Origin of the sequence: Paenibacillus sp. MER TA 81-3, from assembly GCF_023713585.1 — a bacterium.
Classification (GTDB): Bacteria; Bacillota; Bacilli; order Paenibacillales; family Paenibacillaceae; genus Paenibacillus_B; species Paenibacillus_B profundus.
In genome coordinates, this window is record NZ_JAMAWB010000021.1 from 71,641 (window position 1) to 91,107 (window position 19,467).

Below are 19,467 nucleotides of genomic sequence, written 5' to 3' on the forward strand. Positions count from 1 at the left end.
AAAAAAAATGGGTTCACTTTTTCATGTTGATATGTTCGGCAAGTTCGGAAAGTAACTCATGCATCGTTATGTCAGACAGGATCGCTTCCATGGCATTTTGGGCCCGTCTTACGATCAGTTCCAGAACGACGCTCGAAGGCCCGCCAATCCTGCTTTCTTTAGCTGCCCGAGTATTTTCCGAATGATAACCGGATTCGTTCCGACGCTACCAGCGATCCATTCCGACGTGCAGTGCGCATCCTTGGCTGGAGCAAGCAATGAAAGAATGTGAACCGCTATGGAAAATCTGCTGCTTATTTTCATTACTGACACCCTCGAGATGTAACCATTATAGTTACAACACATAATAAGTGTCAAGAGGTCTTTTGATGAAGTAATTTCAAAATCGGTTTTTGACGAGATGTTGCACACTCTCTTGACAACTCTAAATAGTATGTTATTATTTTACCGACAGACAGTCGGTCGGTTACAAAGGAGGTATAAAAATGAGAGTTGTAAAAAAGGCGGATGAACGCAGGAACGAAATACTTGACGCGGCGGATGAGCTTTTCGGACAGAAGGGCTTTGACGGCACAAGTACAAACGATATTCTCGAAAGGGTCGGAATTGCGCGGGGAACATTGTATCATCACTTCAAGTCGAAGGAGGATATTATGGACGCGCTGATTGAGCGGTATAATGTCCTTCTTTTAGGTGCGGCACAGGAAATTGCCGCAGACAAGAGCATACCCGTAGTTGAGCGCATTATCCGTGTTGTTATGGCACTGAACATAAGCGGTGAAAGCAGCAGCAAGGAAATTATGGAGCACATTCACAAGCCGCAGAACGCGCTTATGCATCAGAAAATACAAAGGGTCATAATCAACGGCGTTACGCCGATACTGACGGAAATAATCCGCGAGGGCATTGAGCAGGGACTATTCAGCACACCGTTTCCGTATGAATGCATGGAAATGATTGTGATATATGCGAATACCGTTTTTGATGATGATATGGTTACAATGACGAACGAGGAGCGCGGTTCACGAATACTGGCCTTTGTTTGCAACGTAGAAAGGCTGCTCGGTGCAGAAAGCGGAAGTCTTATGGACGCTATGCAGATGTTTGGTAGAGGAGATGGAAGCAGCTATGAATAAATCGGGAAAATCCTTCAGAAAATTTCTTCTATTGTGGTCGGGACAGCTTATTTCAGCAATAGGAAGCGGGCTTACGTCGTTCGGACTTGGGATTTATGTTTTCCAGCAGACGGGAAAGGCATCGGCAATGGCGCTTGTAACCTTGCTTGCATTTATGCCGTCGCTTCTCTTAAGCGCCTTTGCGGGAGTGCTTGCGGATCGTTATGACCGCAGGCTTTTAATGGTTCTGGGCGATGGTCTTTCTGCATTGGGACTTGTATTTATTCTGATTTGTATGCTTAGCGGAGAAGCGCAGCTATGGCAGATTTGCGTGGGAGTTACAATAAGCTCGGTGTTTTCATCGCTGCTTGCTCCTGCATACAAGGCTACGGTTACGGATTTGCTTACCGAGGAGGAGTACACAAGGGCAGGTGGTTTTGTTCAGGTTGCAGGCATGGCAAAATATCTGATTTCTCCTATCATTTCGGGATTTCTGCTCACCGTTTCGGATATAAAGCTGCTGCTTGTAATCGATATCTGTACATTTTTTGTAACGGTTGCTTCAACTCTTGCTGTACGTAAAGGTCTTGCTTCAAAGAAATGCGAACAGGCAAAATCGTTTACCCGGGAATTCAAAGACGGCTGGGATGCCATTTCTGACAACAGGGGCGTGCTTGTTCTTGTGATTATGTCATCGGTAATGACTTTTTTCCTTGGCTTCATAGAAACACTTTCCACGCCGATGATACTTGCTTTTTCGGATAGTTCCGCAGTAGGAACACTTGCAACAATTGTGGCTACTGGAATGCTTGTATCAAGTGTGATAATAGGGTTTCTTCCAATAAAAAAAGATTATGTAAAAATTCTTTCGATTGCGCTGTTTTGCGAAGGAATATTTATGGCGGTATTCGGACTTCGCGAAAATATTGTACTTCTCTGTATTTCGGGATTTCTCTTTTTTGCAATGATGCCATTTGCAAACACAACTCTGGATTTTCTTGTTCGTACCAACATTGATAATTCCGTTCAGGGCAGAGCATGGTCACTTATAGGGTTAATTTCACAGCTTGGATTTGTTGCCGCTTATGCGCTTTCGGGTGTGCTTGCGGATTATGTGTTCACTCCTTTGTTAGTTGACGGCGGAGTACTTGCTGATAGTGTGGGAAAGATCATTGGCACGGGCAGTGGCAGAGGAACGGGATTACTCATTATTATCGCTGGGATTTTGTTATGTGTTACTTCAGTCATTCTGTACAACTTGAAACCGGTTAAAAAGCTTGAAAACAGAGGTGGCTTATGTATTACAGGATAATCCGCAATGACATTTTAAAGAGCAAAGCAATTACGCTGACAACCATAATATTTGTCGCTGCCGCGGCTATGCTTGTTTCGCTTGCGGCGATACTCGTCGTCAATCTTTCGGGCGCGCTGGATACGCTTATGACACAAGCTAAAACTCCGCATTTTATGCAGATGCATTCGGGTGAAATTGATACTGTTCGGCTTACATCTTTTGCGGGGGAAAATAGCAATGTCGATGAATTTCAGGTGCTTGAATTTCTCAACATGGACGGCGCTCAGATTATTTTGGACGATAGTTCGCTTGCGAATAATGTTCAGGATAACGGTTTCAGCATACAGAGCAAAAAATTCGATTATCTTCTTGAACTTGCCGGAAACATCATAAACGTATCCGACGGCGAGCTTTATGTTCCAATAAGTTATATGAGGGACAACACTACAAAGGTCGGTGACAAGGCAGTAATAAGCGGAAAGGAATTTACCGTTGCGGGATTTCTCCGCGATTCGCAGATGAATTCCACGCTCTCCTCCTCAAAGAGATTTCTAGTCAGTGAAAAAGATTACGCGGAAATAAAAAACCTTGGAAGTATGGAGTATCTGATTGAGTTCAGATTAAAGGATTTGTCGGCGCTCGGCGCATTTGAAGCTGCTTATGCCTCCGCAGAACTTGAAGCGAACGGACCAACGATTACATATCCGCTTTTTAAAACGATTAACGCACTTTCCGATGGGATGATGATTGGGGTTATCCTTCTTGTAAGCGTGCTTGTCGTTGCAATCGCATTTATGTGCATACGCTTTACGCTTCTTGCGAAAATCGAAGACGACTACCGCGAAATTGGCGTTATGAAGGCAATAGGGCTGCGTGTTTCCGACATAAAGAAGATTTATCTTGCGAAGTACGCGGCGATTGCGGCGGCAGGATGTATTCTCGGTTTTGCACTTTCTTTTGCGTTCAAAGGCATGCTTCTTGAAAATATCCGGCTTTATATGGGGGAAAGCGCAAATTCTTCTTTTGCCGTAGTTTTAGGAACAATCGGCATACTGCTTGTATTCCTTGCAATTATTGCCTATGTAAGCGGAGTGCTGAAACGTTTTCGGAAAATATCCGCTGCGGAAGCAATACGCTTTGGCACTTCACAGGAAAAAAACGCGGGCGCAAATCGTTTTTGCCTGAACGGAAACAGGCTGTTTAACACGAATATTTTTCTCGGTATCAAAGATGTTCTGGCAAGGAAAAGACTTTACGCCACAATGCTTGCGGTGCTGGTGATTTCGGCATTTATCATTATTGTTCCGCAGAACCTGTACAACACGATTTCCTCAAAAAGCTTCATCAAATATATGGGGATTGGAAACTACGATATGCGCATTGACATTCAGCAGATCGACAATATCTCTGAAAAAGCCGCTGAAATTTTAAAGACTATGAACAGCGACAGTACCATTTCAAAGTATGCCGTGCTTACAACAAAAACATTCAAAGCAAAAATGGAGGACGGATCGGAAGAAAATATAAAAATTGAGCTCGGTGACCATTCGATATTCCCTATAGAATACTCCCAGGGCAGAGCACCCGCCGCAGAAGGCGAAATTGCGCTTTCGGCTTTGAACGCCGATGAGTTGAGCAAAAAGGTCGGCGAAGTCATCACTCTGGTAATTGAGGGGAAGGAGAAAAATCTCACGGTAAGCGGAATTTATTCCGACATTACCAATGGCGGCAAAACCGCAAAGGCTGTTTTCACCGACAATTCGAACGACATTATGTGGTTCGTTATCTGCGCGGAGCTTACGGATCAATCTCTTGTCGACGAAAAAACTTCGGAATATGCGGACAGATTTGTTTTTGCCAGGATTTCGGACATTGATGAATTTATTACTCAGACATACGGCTCGACAATAAGCTCCGTCAAAAAGGCCTCCAATGCCGCAATTGCCGTTGCGCTGATTATAACGGTGCTGGTTGCACTGTTGTTTATGAAAATGCTTGTCGCAAAAGACAGATATTCCATTGCCGTAATGAAAGCGTTCGGTTTTACTAACTCGGATATTACGGCGCAGTATGTATCGCGTTCGGTATTCGTTCTGATTGTCGGAATTGTTCTCGGCACGCTTCTGGCGAACACTCTCGGAGAGATGCTTGCTGGCGCGGTCATCTCCACGTTTGGAGCGTCGACGTTTCATTTTGCGGTCAATCCGCTTTCGGCGTATCTGCTTAGTCCGCTGATGATGATAGGCTCGGTACTTATCGCAACAATGATCGGCACATCGGGCGCAGGACAAATTAAAATTTCCGAAAGTATAAAGGAGTAGGCATATGAAGAAGATTATTATCGGTGACCATATCGTAAAATCTTTCGGCGAGGGCGATGAGAAGCGCAATGTTCTCGACGGTGTGTCCGTTGAAATAAGCGAGGGGGAGTTCGTTGCGATTATGGGACCTTCGGGCTCGGGAAAATCGACGCTGATGTTTGCGCTGAGCGGAACGGATGGCGTTAATGGCGGAAAGGTCGTTTTTGACGGCAGGGATCTATCGGCGGTCGGGGAGAATGAGCTTGCAGATATACGCAGAACAAAAATGGGATTTGTTTTTCAGCAGCCGACTATGCTGAAAAATCTGAATATCCTCGACAACATCATTCTTCCGTCCATGCGCGGCAACAGAAAAAACGCCGCAAAAATTACGGAGAAGGCAAAAGCACTTATGAAAAGGACAGGCATTGAGGAGCTTGAAAAGCGCAACATTACACAGGTGTCGGGAGGTCAGCTTCAGCGTGCGGGAATATGCCGTGCACTTATGAGCAATCCGAAAATTATTTTCGGTGACGAGCCGACTGGCGCGCTTAACTCAAAATCTGCGCAGGAGATCATGGACATCTTTTCCGAAATCAACGCGGAAGGTACTGCGGTTATGCTTGTAACTCACGACGCAAAGATTGCGGCGCGGACAGAGCGTATTATGTTTATGCGCGACGGAAAAATCGTGAGCGAAATGCGACTTCAGAAATTCAGCGGCACAGATATTGACGACAGGATGGAAAAAGTTACGGTGAAAATGCGGGAAATAGGAATATAATTTGTTATTTCACCATCACCATTTTTACTGATGTATGAAACAGCATTCAAAATAAGGGCATATAGTAGGAGAAGAACAGCTTGATAAGAAGCCTATAGGGCTCTGACCATCCGATCATGCCGGAGTTTGTGGATTTTATTCTATTCCGTGAGTTTTTCCCTATATACCTTCAAGTAAAGTAGAAATACACTTTCATTGTTTTCTGAGCACACTATTCACCTAATAATGGTAGCTTTGAAAGAAATGCTAATAAAAACGAGTTGTGATTATAACATGCTTTTTAATTGATTTTAATCAAACTTTATTCCAAATCAACAACTGCTTTGTAATCACATACAAGGACAACGGCAATATTGCAGATCAGACAAAGCACTTCAAAAATGGATTCGTTTTGGATTCTGAACAAAAACTGGTTGCATTGTTTAGCGATACGAAAAAACTAAAAGAGTGCATCGCTAGGCACCAAAAATTCGGATGTGATTTACCGGGTAGTTGTGAATAACCAGTTGGCAGACAAACTTATGGATCTAAGAGTTTTTTAGGCTCGTTAACTAACTCGCATCCTTTAACGGGTTGCTTTTTTAGTTATTCAGCACATATTTGCTTAAGGTCCGTCTGCTTGTTAATAAACCTACTTGTATGGATTCCATTACTCTCTCCTAAAATTTTCTTCTGGTGCATTGGATATATTCGCATCACAACTTATTACCCGGCTCTTGTGCACAATTAATCTAACTACCTTTTTTTGCGGGAAAAATTATTTTGGTTTTATATAACATTACAAGAAAACGGATCCTTTTTCTAATAAAAAGGTTATGGAAAGCCGATAAAATGAAAGTAATAAAATCTAGGTCCTAAGGAGTGGTTATCATTACAGATTGGCGTATACTCAATCACTACTTATTACCCAAATACGATTCCAAGCGTGAATCCAGAAGGGGCTGGTTAACTCCTGTTTTAGCACCATAGAAAAATATAGTTAAAGTGGAGGTTTCAAATGATCGCTAGAAAAATTGCCCGTAAAGTTTTGACCATCGTTCTAATGATAAGTTTAATGTTTGCCTCAATCGGAGTTGCGTTCGGTCAAACGATTTATTCGGATATTGAAGGACATTGGGCGGAAAACCAATTAAGAAACTGGATTGCTCAAGGTCTGATCAAGGGATACCCCGACGGTTCTCTCAAACCGAACAACACCATTACGCGTGGAGAATTCATGGCTCTAGTTAATCGTTTGTTTCAATTCAATCAAACTACTAACATAAGCTTCACTGATATGAAAGAATCAAATTGGGAATACACAGAAGTTCAGAAAGCAGTAAAGGAAGGCTACATACAAGGCTATAAAGATAAGTCTATACGCAGTTCCAAATTCCTAAGCCGCCAAGAAGCGGCAGTTATTGTAGCAAATTTGTTGAATATGCCTAACGAGGAACAGACAGCACATGTATTTAAAGATGCTTCGTCGATAGCGTCTTGGAGCAAAGGCGCAGTTGGTGCTACAGCATCCAAAAACATTATTATAGGGTATTCAGACCATACTTTTAAAGCGAAAGTATACATTACTCGAGCAGAGGCCGTTGTGATGCTGGATAGAGCGAAGAGCTCAACTCCAGAGACACCTACAAACAATAACGGCAAGACTCCTACACCAGAAACAAAACCAGAAGTTAATTCTAAAACTGAACTAGAAACTAAATCTGAATCTAAAACTAAAACTGAAATTGAAATAGTATATATATCTGAATCTAAGTCCGAATCTGAATCTGAATCAAAGCCAGAATCAAAGCCAGAACCAGAACCAGAACCAGAACCAGAACCAGCGTTACCAACTGTTACCGGTGTGACATATACGACTACCATAGAAAATTCATCGACTACGGGTGTCGCTCAAGTTGCAACACTAACGATAATGAATGATGCAGTAACAGCGGGAACACTTCGTGCAACGTTCACGGATGGAATGACACCTGTGTCTGTAAATGTAACACTGACCGGTGCAGAGACTACGGCTAATGTAGCAACAGAAATTGCTACGGCATTTGGTTCCACTATTAAGGGGTGGAATGTAACTGCAAATGGTGAAAATGTACTCTTTACAGCTGACGCCCCTGCAGCGAATAATGAGAATGTGAAAGCTACAATAGAGGATATCGCAACAGGAGTGGGTACGTTAAGTAGTGCGATTACTACCTCAGGCGTTGCGGCAATTGCAGGCACTGCGCAAGTCGCAACATTATCGATAACTAACGGTGCAAAAGTGAAAGATTCGTTCTATGCGGAGTTCACGGACGGCACACCCCCTGTTCGTGTAAAAATCGACTTAGCAGGAACAGAAACGGCTGAGGAGGTAGCCGAGAAAATCGCTGCCGCATTCGGCAGCTCTATTCCGGGCTGGAAGGTGACGACGAGCGGTTCAGATGTCCAGTTCACAGCCCAAACACCAGCGACGAATAATGAAAATGTTTCAGTAATTGTCTTTGAGGCGTCGGGAGTAGGCGCACCAAGAAGCACAATAACTGCTCCTGGTGACTTAGGCTCAAACACATCACAGGTTGTAACATTGACGCTTCCCGGATCTATAGCACGCGGAGGACCTGTTGGCGTTAAATTTACGGACGGTGTAGCATCTGTAACTGTAAATATAATGACGCTGGACACAGAAACAGGGGCTCAGCTAGCGGATACAATTGCTGCCGCATTCGGCAGCTCTATTCCGGGTTGGAACGTATCTACAAACAGTTCGAGAGTACTATTTACAGCCAATGCTCCCGCTGCTAATAATACGAAGGCTGTAGCAAGACTATCGGGAGATTTCATAGGAATAGGAATGCCAGATAGTACGATTACTACCTTAGGTGATGCTACAGCTACTAGTACGGGTATTGAGCAAGTTGTAACATTAGCGGTGCTCAACGGAGCAACAGCCCCAGGATCGCTTTATGTGAATTATACCGACGGTACAACTCCCGTTTCTGAAAATGTACCTATAGTAGGAACAGAAACGGCTGAGGAGGTAGCCAACGCTATCGCTTTGGCGTTTGGCACATCGATTAGCGGATGGGATGTAACAGCAAGCGGTGCGAATGTGAAGTTCACAGCCCAAGCACCAGCGGCGAATAATGATAATGTTGCCGTAACGGTAGAAGAAATGTTAACAGGAGTAGGAACGCCGAGTAGTACGATTACCACTGCAGGGGCTGCAACGACTGTAGGTGGCACGAAAGTTGCAACATTAACGATTACTAATGGTGCTAGAGCAGCAGGAAAACTTCATGTAACGTTTACGGATGGGTCGGAACCTATCTCTGTAAATGTGACACTCACGGGTACAGAGTCAGCAGCTAATGTAGCAACGAAAATTGCAGAAGCATTTGGAAATACGATTACAGGATGGAACGTAGCTACAAGTGATATGAGGGTACTCTTTACAGCCAACACTCCAGCTGCTACTCATACGAATGTCAAAATAATGATTCAAGAATAAAGGAATCGAAGTTATGGTTATTTGTTCTATTAATTTCATGCATTAGGTACTTTAATCCCCATAGTGGGAGATTTCGTCTATGATAGTGATGAGGTCTCCCACTACATAAAAAGCATCCAAAACCCTTGATACACACGGGTTTTTCTTATATCTGCATATATTACACCCTAAAATTGTGCCCATCTGAGGTTCCAAAATAGGAAAACTCACCAAGAATTAGTCAGTATAAATAAGTTTACAAATCCGCTGAAAAGGTCTAGAATAAAGAAGTGGCCAGTTACGGAGATTATCACTTAGTGGTGCCACTCACCATAATAGCTTCGTTCAATCGGGATGTAGCGATCCCCCTTGAACCCAGTATTGAATATGGGTTCTTAGCTCAGTTGGTAGAGCAGTTGACTCTTAATCATCAGGTCGAGGGTTCGAACCCCTCAGAACCCACCAGTTATGTAATCAAAACGGCAGAGATGCCGTTTTTTTGCTATATTCTTTTCAGTTCCCCGCTAATCAATTATATTGATCCTGCCTAATCAGAATCTCATGTTCCCAGTGTCCCCTGCCCTATGAAGTATCTGTTATTCTTCGAAAATTTCACATTACATTAAGATTACATAGAATCTAGATTAAGTTTGCTCATGTACTCTGATAATGTAGGGAAATGATACAGAGGAGAGAACAGAGAATGAACATGTTTTCAAAGCGTGTGACGGCCATTGCACTGACCTTCACCATAGTAACTGGCTTCCTAAGCGGTACTGGTTCACTATCGAAAGTATCGGCGGCGACGCCCGTGAAGGTAGGTCCGCAAGATCCAAAAGAAGTAGAACAATTTGCCGATGAATTTTTTAACCGTCCGGATATTAAGGACAGTATGGCTGGCGTTGCGTTTGTCGTCGTCAAAGGCGACAAGGTGCTATTAAATAAAGGTTACGGCTATGCGGATGTTGAAAAGAAGCGGCCAGTCGATCCAAATCGAACGGTGTTCCGTGTCGCCTCCATTTCCAAGGTGATCACCGCCACAGCCGTGATGCAATTAGCGGAGCAAGGAAAAATCGATTTAAACAAAGATCTATCAGCTTACCTGGGGGACGTTCGAATCCCGAATCGGATGGACTCTCCCCTAACCATGAAACATTTATTGACAAATTCAACTGGATTTGAATATGGGGATGGATCAGAATTAGAAACAGGCGACTTATCTCGGGAAGTATCCATAAAGCAATACGTGTCGGACAATACGCCTACGGTGATCCGCAAGCCTGGCGAGTATTACAGATATGATAACTTAGGATTTACGATTCAAGGTTATGTCATGGAGCAAGTGACTGGAAAGCCATTCGGCACATATGTACAGGATCATATTTTTAAACCTCTAGGTATGGTAAACAGTGATTTTCGTTTAACCCCGGAAATAACGAAAGAGCTCGCTGTGCCTTATAACCTGATGGGCGAAGCTATTTCCACGTACGCAACTGTTCCAACAGAGCTTCCGGGCGGTGGAATGCTCTCTACGGGTTCTGATATGGCAAAATTCATGATGGCCCATCTGGGCGGCGGTAAGCTGGGAGACGCAACGATCCTAAAAAAAGAAACGGCGGCGGAAATGCATAAGCCTCAGCTAGCCGTACATGAGAAGCTGCCGAACATGGCCTATGGCTTCGAATACGCCAATCAGCAGCACTACAACGGACATTATATGATTGAGAAAGCTGGGGACATGGCCGGGTATCATAGCAACATGTGGTTGATTCCTGATGAAAAAGTCGGCTTTTTCGTTACCGTAAATAAAGATATTGAGTTTCGCAAGCAATTGTTGGAAGCATTTATGAATCATTATTACCCGAGTAAAGACGGATCACAAGCTACTCTTGAGCGCTCGAAACACTCCTTGGCAAATCTCGAAGGCACATACAGCGACTTACGGAATCGGATGTGGACCTCTCACATTCGTTCAGAGGACGGCAAGCTTATCGTGAAAGATCCGCTTGGAGAGCACGTACTGTATGAAATTGAACCACTGCTCTTTCAAGATGATCAAGGCGCAAGAGCTGCTTTCAAACTGAATGGCAGCGGCGATGTGCAGGCATTTTATTATGAGCTGAAGTCAGATAGCTGGACCGAAAGAATGCCGAAGCCGCAGCATTATCAGGATGTTAGTATAAACCATCCTTATGCTCCATCGATCTATCACATGCGCCAATTGAAGGTCATCGATGAGGGCAGCGGCGACAACCGCTTTGAGCCTGAACAAGCAATTACGCGGGAACAGTTTATCGGATGGTTTATCCGGTGGGCTGGGGTAGCACCATCCAAGAATAAATCGGTTTTCAATGACATTTCTGACAGTGCTTACGCCAAGGAAATACAAGCAGCTTATGAGCTTGGATTAATTCAAGCCCCCGCGAGTGGTAAATTTCATCCACGTCAACTGTTGACGCGGCAGGAAGCGGCAACTATTATATGGCGTATGGCATTCAATTACTTAGGCGCCGCACCGAAGAAAGCCGCGCTTAGCGGTCACACCGATGCTTGGGCGCTGGAAGGCGTTCGCTTCGTAATCGCGAAACAATTATATGGGCCTGAAGTTGTCAAAGGTAATGACGGAACGTTCAATTATAACTCGAAACAGCCGATGCTGAAGCAAGAAGCAGCCGCAATGCTATCACGGTTCGCCGACAATTTATTCTAATGCAGAAACAACTCCCCGTTGCTTGCGCTAAGCTGCAAGTCAATTGGGAGTTGTTCTTGCGCAATCGGGGGCAGAGACAAATGAAGACCATACTTATCATAGATGATGAAGCCGAAATTCAAGAGCTGCTGACCATCTATTTAACCAACCATGGCTATGCTACGGTTGCAGCCGGAAACGGAGTTGAAGCTCTAGCAATATTGCAAGAGGAGTCCATCGATCTGATTATTGCCGATATTATGATGCCCCAGATGGATGGATTGGAATTACTCAAGAAAATGCGACAGAGCTCACAGATTCCTTTCCTCTTTATTTCCGCGAAGTCTGACGATATGGACAAAATTTATGGCTTGCAGCTTGGGGCAGATGATTACGTAGGCAAGCCCTTCAACCCGCTTGAAGTCATCAGCCGAGTTCAAGCACTGTTCAGACGAATTGATGCCTTTGCGAAGCCAGATAAGCAGGAGCAGGAGTGTATTGAAATCGGAGATGTTAAGCTGGATTTGAAGAGCTGCCAACTTTACAAGTCGGGAATAGAAAAAGAAATGACATCGTACGAATTTAGGATTCTGGAATTGCTGATGGGTCAGGCAGGCAGGGTGTTGACAAAAGCACATATTTACGAGCAGGTGTGGGGCGAGGAATACATCGGAGATGAAAACTTGATTATGGTGTACATAAGCAAAATCCGTGAGAAAATTGAGGATAACCCAAGAAAGCCTGTTCATCTCATTACGATTAGGGGGTTAGGCTACCGGTTTGAAAAAAGCAAATAGCCCCTCCGGCAGACGCCCATTGAAAAGGCTGTTTTTTCGAAATTATGCAGTGATCAGCGCCCTGATGATAGCGGTTATAGTCGTATCGCTCCTTAGCACAAACCTGTTTATGAAGAGGTATATAGATGAGCTGGATGTCACTCAAATTAATGGCGCGGATATTTACCAATACCCTTTTGATAACATCAGCGGGCATTTGCTAGACAAGTACGGCGGTTGGTTTGAAATTGTGAATGAGTTGGGCGAGATCATTTATGTCAAAGGAAATAAAGAAGATGATATCGTCCGTTACCAAGATGGTCAAATGTATGCCAAAATGGATGTAGAAAGAAACGATGATTCGATTTCCTATCATGCCTATCATGCAGAGGGGCCGCACGGCGAATCCTATGTATTACTGTGGAAAATTCCTGAACGATTGTTGAAATTATCTACTGCGACATCTATCTTCGCTGCATTGTTTGCTGTTTTTTTGTTCATCTTGCTTTACTTTTATGCCCGTTATTCTGTCAGACAAGTTAAAAAGCCACTAAGGCAAATCGTTGAAGGCATCAAAGAGATGGAACACTTCAATTATACGAAGCGGCTTCATTATTCTGCCGAACAGGAATTCGCGGAAATACAGGACGCCTTTAACGGCATGGCAGAACGCTTGCAACGCACATCTGCAGAGAAAGAGGCAGCTGAGAACAACAAAAGAAACATGCTGCTGCATCTGTCGCATGACTTGAAAACACCCATTACCTCGATTTATGGATATTCGCAGCTTCTGTTGGACAATCAGGCATTAGAAGATAAGGATACCCGCAAATATATTCAATACATTTACGATAAATCATCTTATATGGCTAACTTGATTAAAGACTTATTCGAACTAGCGAAGCTGGATGACAAGCATACGGAATTGAATAAAGAGAAAGTGAACATAACGAAGTGGTTTCAGCAGCTTGTGGTGGAATTTTATCCAGAAATTGAAGAGAAGGGGTTCGGGCTTGAAGCTCATATCCCGGAAGAACCACTCCTTGTCAAGATGGACAAAGTACATATGAGCCGCGTCATCACCAACTTGATTAGCAATACACTGCGATATAATCCAGCGGAAACTGTTCTCTATGTGTCATGTGAACGAAAAGAAGGAAACGTTATTCTGTTGATTGGAGACGACGGAATTGGCGTTCAGGAACCAATCAGGGAACATATTTTTGAAGAATTCATACGTGGTGATGATCCAATTAAAGACAGTACGGGCTTAGGTCTCGCCATTTGCAAAAAAATTATTACGCTGCATGAAGGCACAATTGAACTGGAAAAGGATCAGCGGTATTCCACCTTGTTTCGAATCAGCTTGCCTAATTCGGATAAAAATAAATAAAGGAAACAAGAGAGAATCTTGTTTTGAAAATAGGATTCACAAGAAACGGGAAACGGCAGAAATGCCGTTTTTTTGTTTTCATACCATCCGTTCTCCCTAGTTCCTATCCTATACGACGCACAAGAACATTTGCATTTCTAGTTGTATACCCGCTGTATTATTCCCTCTGTAATTTTCCATTGATATAAGGTTGCCTCTGATAATCCTGTTTCTCTAGCTATTGTATTTACGGACTCATTCTGGGGTGGCATCATTCTTCTTACGATTGAGTATTTAAATTCTTCGCTGTATTGCCATAGTACCATTCCTCTCTACTGCCTCTTAACTAACTATACTTTTACTAGAGGACTATGACGACTATCCTAGCCTAGGGGACGGATTAATCTAGGAATATATAGAATTGAAAAAAAGACTATAATACCCTATATTTCAACAAATTGATTAAATAGTATTGTAAGCGATTGAGAACGTATATTATACTTTGAGATGTCATCTGGTATCGAAACAAGTCGGGGAGCCTCTCGCCAATATGTGTCATTTTCACGTCTAACACGCTCATTTATATCTGTATTACACATGTCGAATGGGTGTCGGAGGGAACATAAAAATTGAAAGGGCGATCCTTACTATGTTATGGATCAGTAAAATCTTAAATACACTATTCTTTGTTATTTACATTCTTGCTTTTATGTTCTTGAGTTTCTTGTTGGTTCCTGAGACTGCCTCCAACATTACCGGAAATTCCAAAGAAGCGAGTTCACAAGAGAAGAATACGATTTCCATCGTTATCAATGATTTGAGTTTTCCTTTTCCGGACGGCTTGGACGAAAATCATAATCCTTACTTAACCTACATAGAAAAACAGAACGGTTTAAATGTAGACGTGTACATACCACCCGTAACAAGTTATGAAAATACGGTGCACAATATCCTCTCTTCTGATACGAACCTCCCAGATATGCTCAGTATTTATTCTAAAATTCAGTTCTTTCGCTATGTCGATCAGAATAAGTTAATGCCGCTTGAGGGTTGGATTGAAAAATATGGATCTGGCTTAAAGCGCGTCATACCTAAAGAGGTATGGGATCAAGTAACAATCGGCGGACATATTTATGCGATCCCGAGTGTTAATTTAGTTCATGGAAACGAACTTATGTACATCCGAAAAGATTGGTTGGACAATTTGAAGCTGCCGCAGCCAGTAACGCTTGAAGATTACAAGAAGGTGATTCAAGCGTTTACAGAGCGCGATCCGGATGGCAACGGCAAGAACGACACCTTTGGCTTTACGATGATGGCAAATCTTGAGCATTCTTCTCCTTTCTTTGGCGCACATGGAGTTCAATTGAATCAATGGACCGAGCGTCGGGGAGAGCTCGTCTATGCAGACATTTTGCCGGAAACGAAAGAAGCGTTGTCCTTTTTGGCGGAATTATATAAACAGAAATGGATCGATCCAGATTTCCCGCTCCACACAACTAGACAGACCATGTTAGAGAAAATCGTGGAGGGGAAAGTCGGCCTGTTCTCCGCCGCTTGGTATGATACGCGCGGCGCGATAGCCCAAAATATGAAAAAAGACCCGAAAGCCAAATGGATTCCTCTGGAAAATCCAATTGGAAAAAATGGTGAGCAGGGAGTGAACGGAAGGACTATTTACGGATATCAGGTGGTTCCCAAGGAAAGCCTTCATGCCGGTGATGTGATTCGCTTTTTGAATTTTATCGCAGGCAAGGGACTGACATCCTTAGTCTTTGGATTCGAGCAGCAGGTCTGGAAGCGAAAAGGCGGAGAAATCATTAGTGATTTTGCCGAGCATGATAAGCATTTATATAGAGGGATCTATTCTGCGTTAGTGAATGTGGACGATCGGAAGATGCTTCGAGCCCGCGTCGACTCCTATGGAAAGCAGTATCGTTTGTATGACAACATCCAAAGGGTTGAAAGGCATGCTATACACGACGCATTTTTGGGTTCGCCTACGCCTACGATGCTGAAAAAATGGGGTGAACTTGCCGGGTCACGAGAATTGTTTGTAAAAATCGTACTCGGTGTAGCTCCTATAGAATCATTTGATGCCTATGCGCAGCAATGGAAACAAAATGGAGGGAGCCAGGTTACAAAAGAAGTGAATGAATGGTACAAAGCCCATCCGCATGAGGGCGAACAATGAAATTGTTCATACGCTTATACAATAAGTTCCTGCAAAGCTCGCATATTCGCCTAACCACCTATTTCTTCATCGTGCTTCTTCCTCTAGTTATCGTTACTTTATACGTGAACAACCGGGCGAATCAAATTATTGTGAAACAAGCAACAGAGCAGACCCGGCAAAAGCTGGAGTCCGTAATGAATAATCTTGAATTGACCTTGCATAATAGTGAAGTGCTAACCAACCTGATCGCAACGAATAAAAAGATAATCGAAAGATTGGAAGTAAACGAAAATGAATTGTCTCCGCAAACCATCGTACAGTATAGTGAATTGCTTGAGGAGCTATGGAACGTTACAGCGGTCAGCCAGATGGTCTCCCAAATATCCATTTACCATGCAGGGACCCATACGATGCTATCCACGAAGTTCGGGGGTCGTCGCATCGGGGGAGCAGAGGAACGGAAATGGCTTGCAAGTTTGGCAGCTCATTTAGATAACGGTACTGAGCTAATGATGCCCGAGCAAAAAACAGGGGAAAACCATTCATTTGGGCAGCTGATTGATAGCGATACGATCTCGTTCACACGGACCATGGATCTGTACAACAGCGAGAGGAAACCAAATTTATTGATTGTGACTTTAAATAAAAACAAACTCACAGCTATTCTGAAACCTTTATTAGCTTCTAATCACACTAGCGTTGTGTTGCGGGGCAGGGATGGTCAGACAATTCTATCACCCTCAGACCGTATTCAAAGTGTATCTATTAAGGAGGCTGACAGGCTGGGAGTGAGTGTAGAATCTGCCCGGTATCCATGGACGCTAGATTTCTTTCTGCCAATTGATGAGATTTATGCGGAAACGAAGACGATGCGTCAATATACTTATTTAATTATAGCGAGCAGCTTTATGCTTGCCTTATTTATCTCGTGGGGAATTTACAATCGGATCGCATCGCCTTTAGGGCAATTAAAAGATGCAATGAAAGGACTTATCGGAGGAAATTACAACATTCAGTTGGACACCGGAAGAAAAGACGAATTCGGATATCTCATGAACGCTTACAATCAAATGGTCAAACATCAAAAGCATCTGATTCAAAATCACTATGAACAACAGCTTCGTATTGCGCGAACGGAGCTTACCTTTCTTCAATCTCAAATTAACCCGCATTTCCTGTACAATACATTGGATTCAATATATTGGACGGCCCAGAACTACGAGGCTGAGGAGATAAGCGAGATGGTATTGAATCTATCCCACTTCTTCCGGCTAAGTCTTCATAAAGGTCAGGATACATTCACGGTAGATGAAACGATGACACATCTGGATTACTACATTCGTATCCAGCAGATTCGGTTCTTGAACAGCTTCCAAGTTATATATGAGGTACAAGAAGAATCCAAATCAATTCCCGTGCTCAAGCTGCTCTTGCAACCGTTAGTGGAAAATGCAGTTATTCATGGGCTGGAACAAAAACGACGCGGGGGAGTGTTAACCATTTCGAGTTTTATTGAGTCAGGGAAGTTAATTCTTTCTGTACAAGATAACGGAGCAGGCATAAGCGAAGAACGAGTTCAATCTATTTATCAAGTCCTGAGCGAAATCGCCAACAAAACAGCACCCCTGTCTTTTTTGGAAACGACAGATAAAGGATTATATGGCTTAAGCAACGTCTTCTCCCGGGTCAAGATGTTCTATGGCAATCTTGCGGAGGTTATATTCAAAAGTGAATTGGGCGTCGGAACAACGGTGACGCTTCTATTGCCTATTGAGAATTGCACGAACCAAAACAATTGAATAAGGGGAGAGCGATGTGAATCTTCTTATTGCGGAAGACGAAACCAGATTGCTGGAAAATTTATCACATATGCCCTGGGACAAGCATGCTATTGAAATGGTGGGAACGGCGTGTAATGGAACGGAGGCTTTAATACAAATTAAGCAAAAGCAACCAGACATCTTGCTGATGGATATCCAAATGCCTGAAATGGATGGACTCACCTTGGCGCGAGAAGTTACCCGTGAACATCCGCATATCAAGATCATTATTTTGAGCGGTCATGATAATTTTAAATATGCTCAGGCGGCGATTGAACTGGGAGTATATAAATATTTGCTCAAGCCAGCCGGCGAAAGCCTCATCCTTCAGTCCGTGCGTGACGCGGCACAATGCATACATGCGGAGTTCATCGAGCGGAGCAACCGTGTCATGCTTCAGGAACAATGGACACATTACCTGCCTATCCTTCATCAACATTTTTATAAGAATGTAGTGCATGGACATTACCGGCTTGAAGAGATTGAACATTACATGAAGTCGTTAAAGCTAGATATTGACTTGCATTCCAGCTATGCCTTAATCATTATAGATGTAGACGAACATGCTAGCCGCATTGCTGAAGGCAGGTTGGATTCGAACAAGCTAATCCAATTGATTCGTGAATTACTGTCTGACTCCGATTATTATCTATGTAAGGACGAGAATGGCTCGACCATTGTCATAGGAAGGATCCCGGGTAAGGAAGAGGTCCGCCAAGAGTTGTTTGCCATTCACACCACGCTGGAAAAGCTGCTTAGAAATATCAAACAATGCCTCGATATATCTGTAAGTGCAGGAATCAGCGGGGATGCTGGCAGGCTCCATGAATTGCATCCGTTATATGTTCAAGCGAAAAAAGCGCTGCAAAATCGCGCAGTCTACGGCGGAGGAATCGCAATCCCTTATCACGAGCCGGATCAGATCGATGGCATGGTTCATACTCATCATGCACATGATGACAAGCAGCTCGAGATGGCTTTGGAAACAGCAGACGAAGAGCTTGCCATGCTTATGATTACAAATATGTGGGAGGCTTCGAAGAACAACTCTGCTTCCTACGAGTCAATCATGGAGCAAATGTTATATATTACGGGTGTGCTGGCGCTTTTTATACGTAAACGCGGATGGTCCATTCAAGAAGTCACCGGTACGGATTTTGCTTATCTTTATAATTTGCAATCGCTCACAATCCCAGACCGCATGTATGATGTTTTGCGTAGCGCCGTAAAAAGCATTGTGTCCTACTCTCATTGTCACGACAGAAAAGTGACTCACAAAACCGTAGAAGCCATTTTAGAGCTGTTGGAGACGGAAGTGGAACAAGAATTCACCTTGCATACACTTGCCGATCGCTTTTACGTGAACGCTTCTTATTTAAGCCGTTTATTCAAGCAAGAAACAGGCATGTCCTTTACCTCGTATGTGCTGGAACGGAAGATGGAGCGGGCGAAGGCCGCTTTGATGAACGGGGCTAGAGTGTATGATGCGGCCTCTATGATAGGGTACCGGGATATCAGCTATTTCACTAAAATGTTCCGCAGATATTGGGGGGTAACACCGGGCAGCATCAAGAAATAAATTCAACCATCCACTTTCTTTATAGCTAACAAAAATTAGCAAGCTGATTTCCTGTACTCAACAGGAGTCAGCTTGTTTTGTGCTAAAAAAGTTCAG

12 protein-coding genes, 1 tRNA gene and 1 pseudogene are annotated in these 19,467 nt (G+C 43.5%); 12 read left to right on the plus strand and 2 right to left on the minus strand.

The window, feature by feature from the left end:
* Nucleotides 1-13: 13 nt before the first annotated feature.
* Nucleotides 14-303, minus strand: a pseudogene (locus tag M3650_RS24530) (Rrf2 family transcriptional regulator).
* A 182-nt stretch (nt 304-485) separates the two neighbouring features.
* On the opposite strand from M3650_RS24530, the gene M3650_RS24535 reads away from it, so the two are divergent.
* The 9 genes from M3650_RS24535 (at nt 486) to M3650_RS24575 (ending at nt 13,817) form a co-directional block, all read left to right on the plus strand.
* Entirely contained in the window at nt 486-1,136 is a 651-nt protein-coding gene (locus tag M3650_RS24535) for a TetR/AcrR family transcriptional regulator (protein WP_251578631.1), read from the plus strand.
* The gene (locus M3650_RS24540; RefSeq protein WP_251578633.1) at nt 1,129-2,427 is read left to right on the plus strand and encodes an MFS transporter; all 1,299 of its coding nucleotides are present in this window, start codon (nt 1,129-1,131) and stop codon (nt 2,425-2,427) included. The genes M3650_RS24535 and M3650_RS24540 overlap by 8 nt, the downstream gene beginning before the upstream one ends.
* Nucleotides 2,412-4,730, plus strand: coding sequence for an ABC transporter permease (locus M3650_RS24545; protein ID WP_251578635.1), 2,319 nt, complete (start codon nt 2,412-2,414; stop codon nt 4,728-4,730). The genes M3650_RS24540 and M3650_RS24545 overlap by 16 nt, the downstream gene beginning before the upstream one ends.
* A 4-nt stretch (nt 4,731-4,734) precedes the next feature.
* Nucleotides 4,735-5,493 carry an ABC transporter ATP-binding protein gene (locus M3650_RS24550; RefSeq protein WP_251578637.1) on the plus strand — a complete coding sequence of 253 codons (759 nt, stop codon included), beginning with the start codon at nt 4,735-4,737 and terminating at the stop codon, nt 5,491-5,493.
* 997 nt (nt 5,494-6,490) lie between these two features.
* Nucleotides 6,491-8,980, plus strand: a complete 2,490-nt coding sequence (locus M3650_RS24555; protein WP_251578639.1) for an S-layer homology domain-containing protein — start codon at nt 6,491-6,493, stop codon at nt 8,978-8,980.
* Between the two features lie 368 nt (nt 8,981-9,348).
* A tRNA-Lys gene (locus M3650_RS24560) sits at nt 9,349-9,424 on the plus strand.
* Between the two features lie 238 nt (nt 9,425-9,662).
* Complete coding sequence (locus M3650_RS24565; protein WP_251578641.1) at nt 9,663-11,669, plus strand: serine hydrolase domain-containing protein; 2,007 nt, start codon at nt 9,663-9,665, stop codon at nt 11,667-11,669.
* A gap of 80 nt (nt 11,670-11,749) precedes the next feature.
* Nucleotides 11,750-12,445 (plus strand): response regulator transcription factor, encoded by a 696-nt coding sequence (locus M3650_RS24570; protein WP_233696185.1) that lies wholly within the window; start codon nt 11,750-11,752, stop codon nt 12,443-12,445.
* On the plus strand, nt 12,429-13,817 hold the full coding sequence (locus M3650_RS24575) for a HAMP domain-containing sensor histidine kinase (RefSeq protein WP_251578643.1): 1,389 nt from the start codon (nt 12,429-12,431) through the stop codon (nt 13,815-13,817). Before M3650_RS24570 ends, M3650_RS24575 begins: the two co-directional genes overlap by 17 nt.
* 137 nt (nt 13,818-13,954) lie before the next feature.
* Here the strand turns inward: M3650_RS24575 and M3650_RS32755 are convergent, their stop codons facing one another.
* Nucleotides 13,955-14,122 carry a transposase gene (locus tag M3650_RS32755; protein ID WP_369011145.1) on the minus strand — a complete coding sequence of 56 codons (168 nt, stop codon included), beginning with the start codon at nt 14,120-14,122 and terminating at the stop codon, nt 13,955-13,957.
* Between the two features lie 323 nt (nt 14,123-14,445).
* On the opposite strand from M3650_RS32755, the gene M3650_RS24580 reads away from it, so the two are divergent.
* Genes M3650_RS24580 through M3650_RS32350 form a run of 3 tightly spaced genes read left to right on the plus strand, consistent with a single transcriptional unit; the run spans nt 14,446 to nt 19,371 of the window.
* On the plus strand, nt 14,446-15,990 hold the full coding sequence (locus M3650_RS24580; protein ID WP_251578645.1) for an extracellular solute-binding protein: 1,545 nt from the start codon (nt 14,446-14,448) through the stop codon (nt 15,988-15,990).
* A complete protein-coding gene (locus tag M3650_RS24585) occupies nt 15,987-17,771 on the plus strand; it encodes a sensor histidine kinase (RefSeq protein ID WP_251578647.1) in 1,785 nt (594 codons plus the stop codon). Before M3650_RS24580 ends, M3650_RS24585 begins: the two co-directional genes overlap by 4 nt.
* A 16-nt stretch (nt 17,772-17,787) precedes the next feature.
* Entirely contained in the window at nt 17,788-19,371 is a 1,584-nt protein-coding gene (locus M3650_RS32350) for a response regulator (protein ID WP_251578649.1), read from the plus strand.
* Nucleotides 19,372-19,467 lie beyond the last annotated feature (96 nt).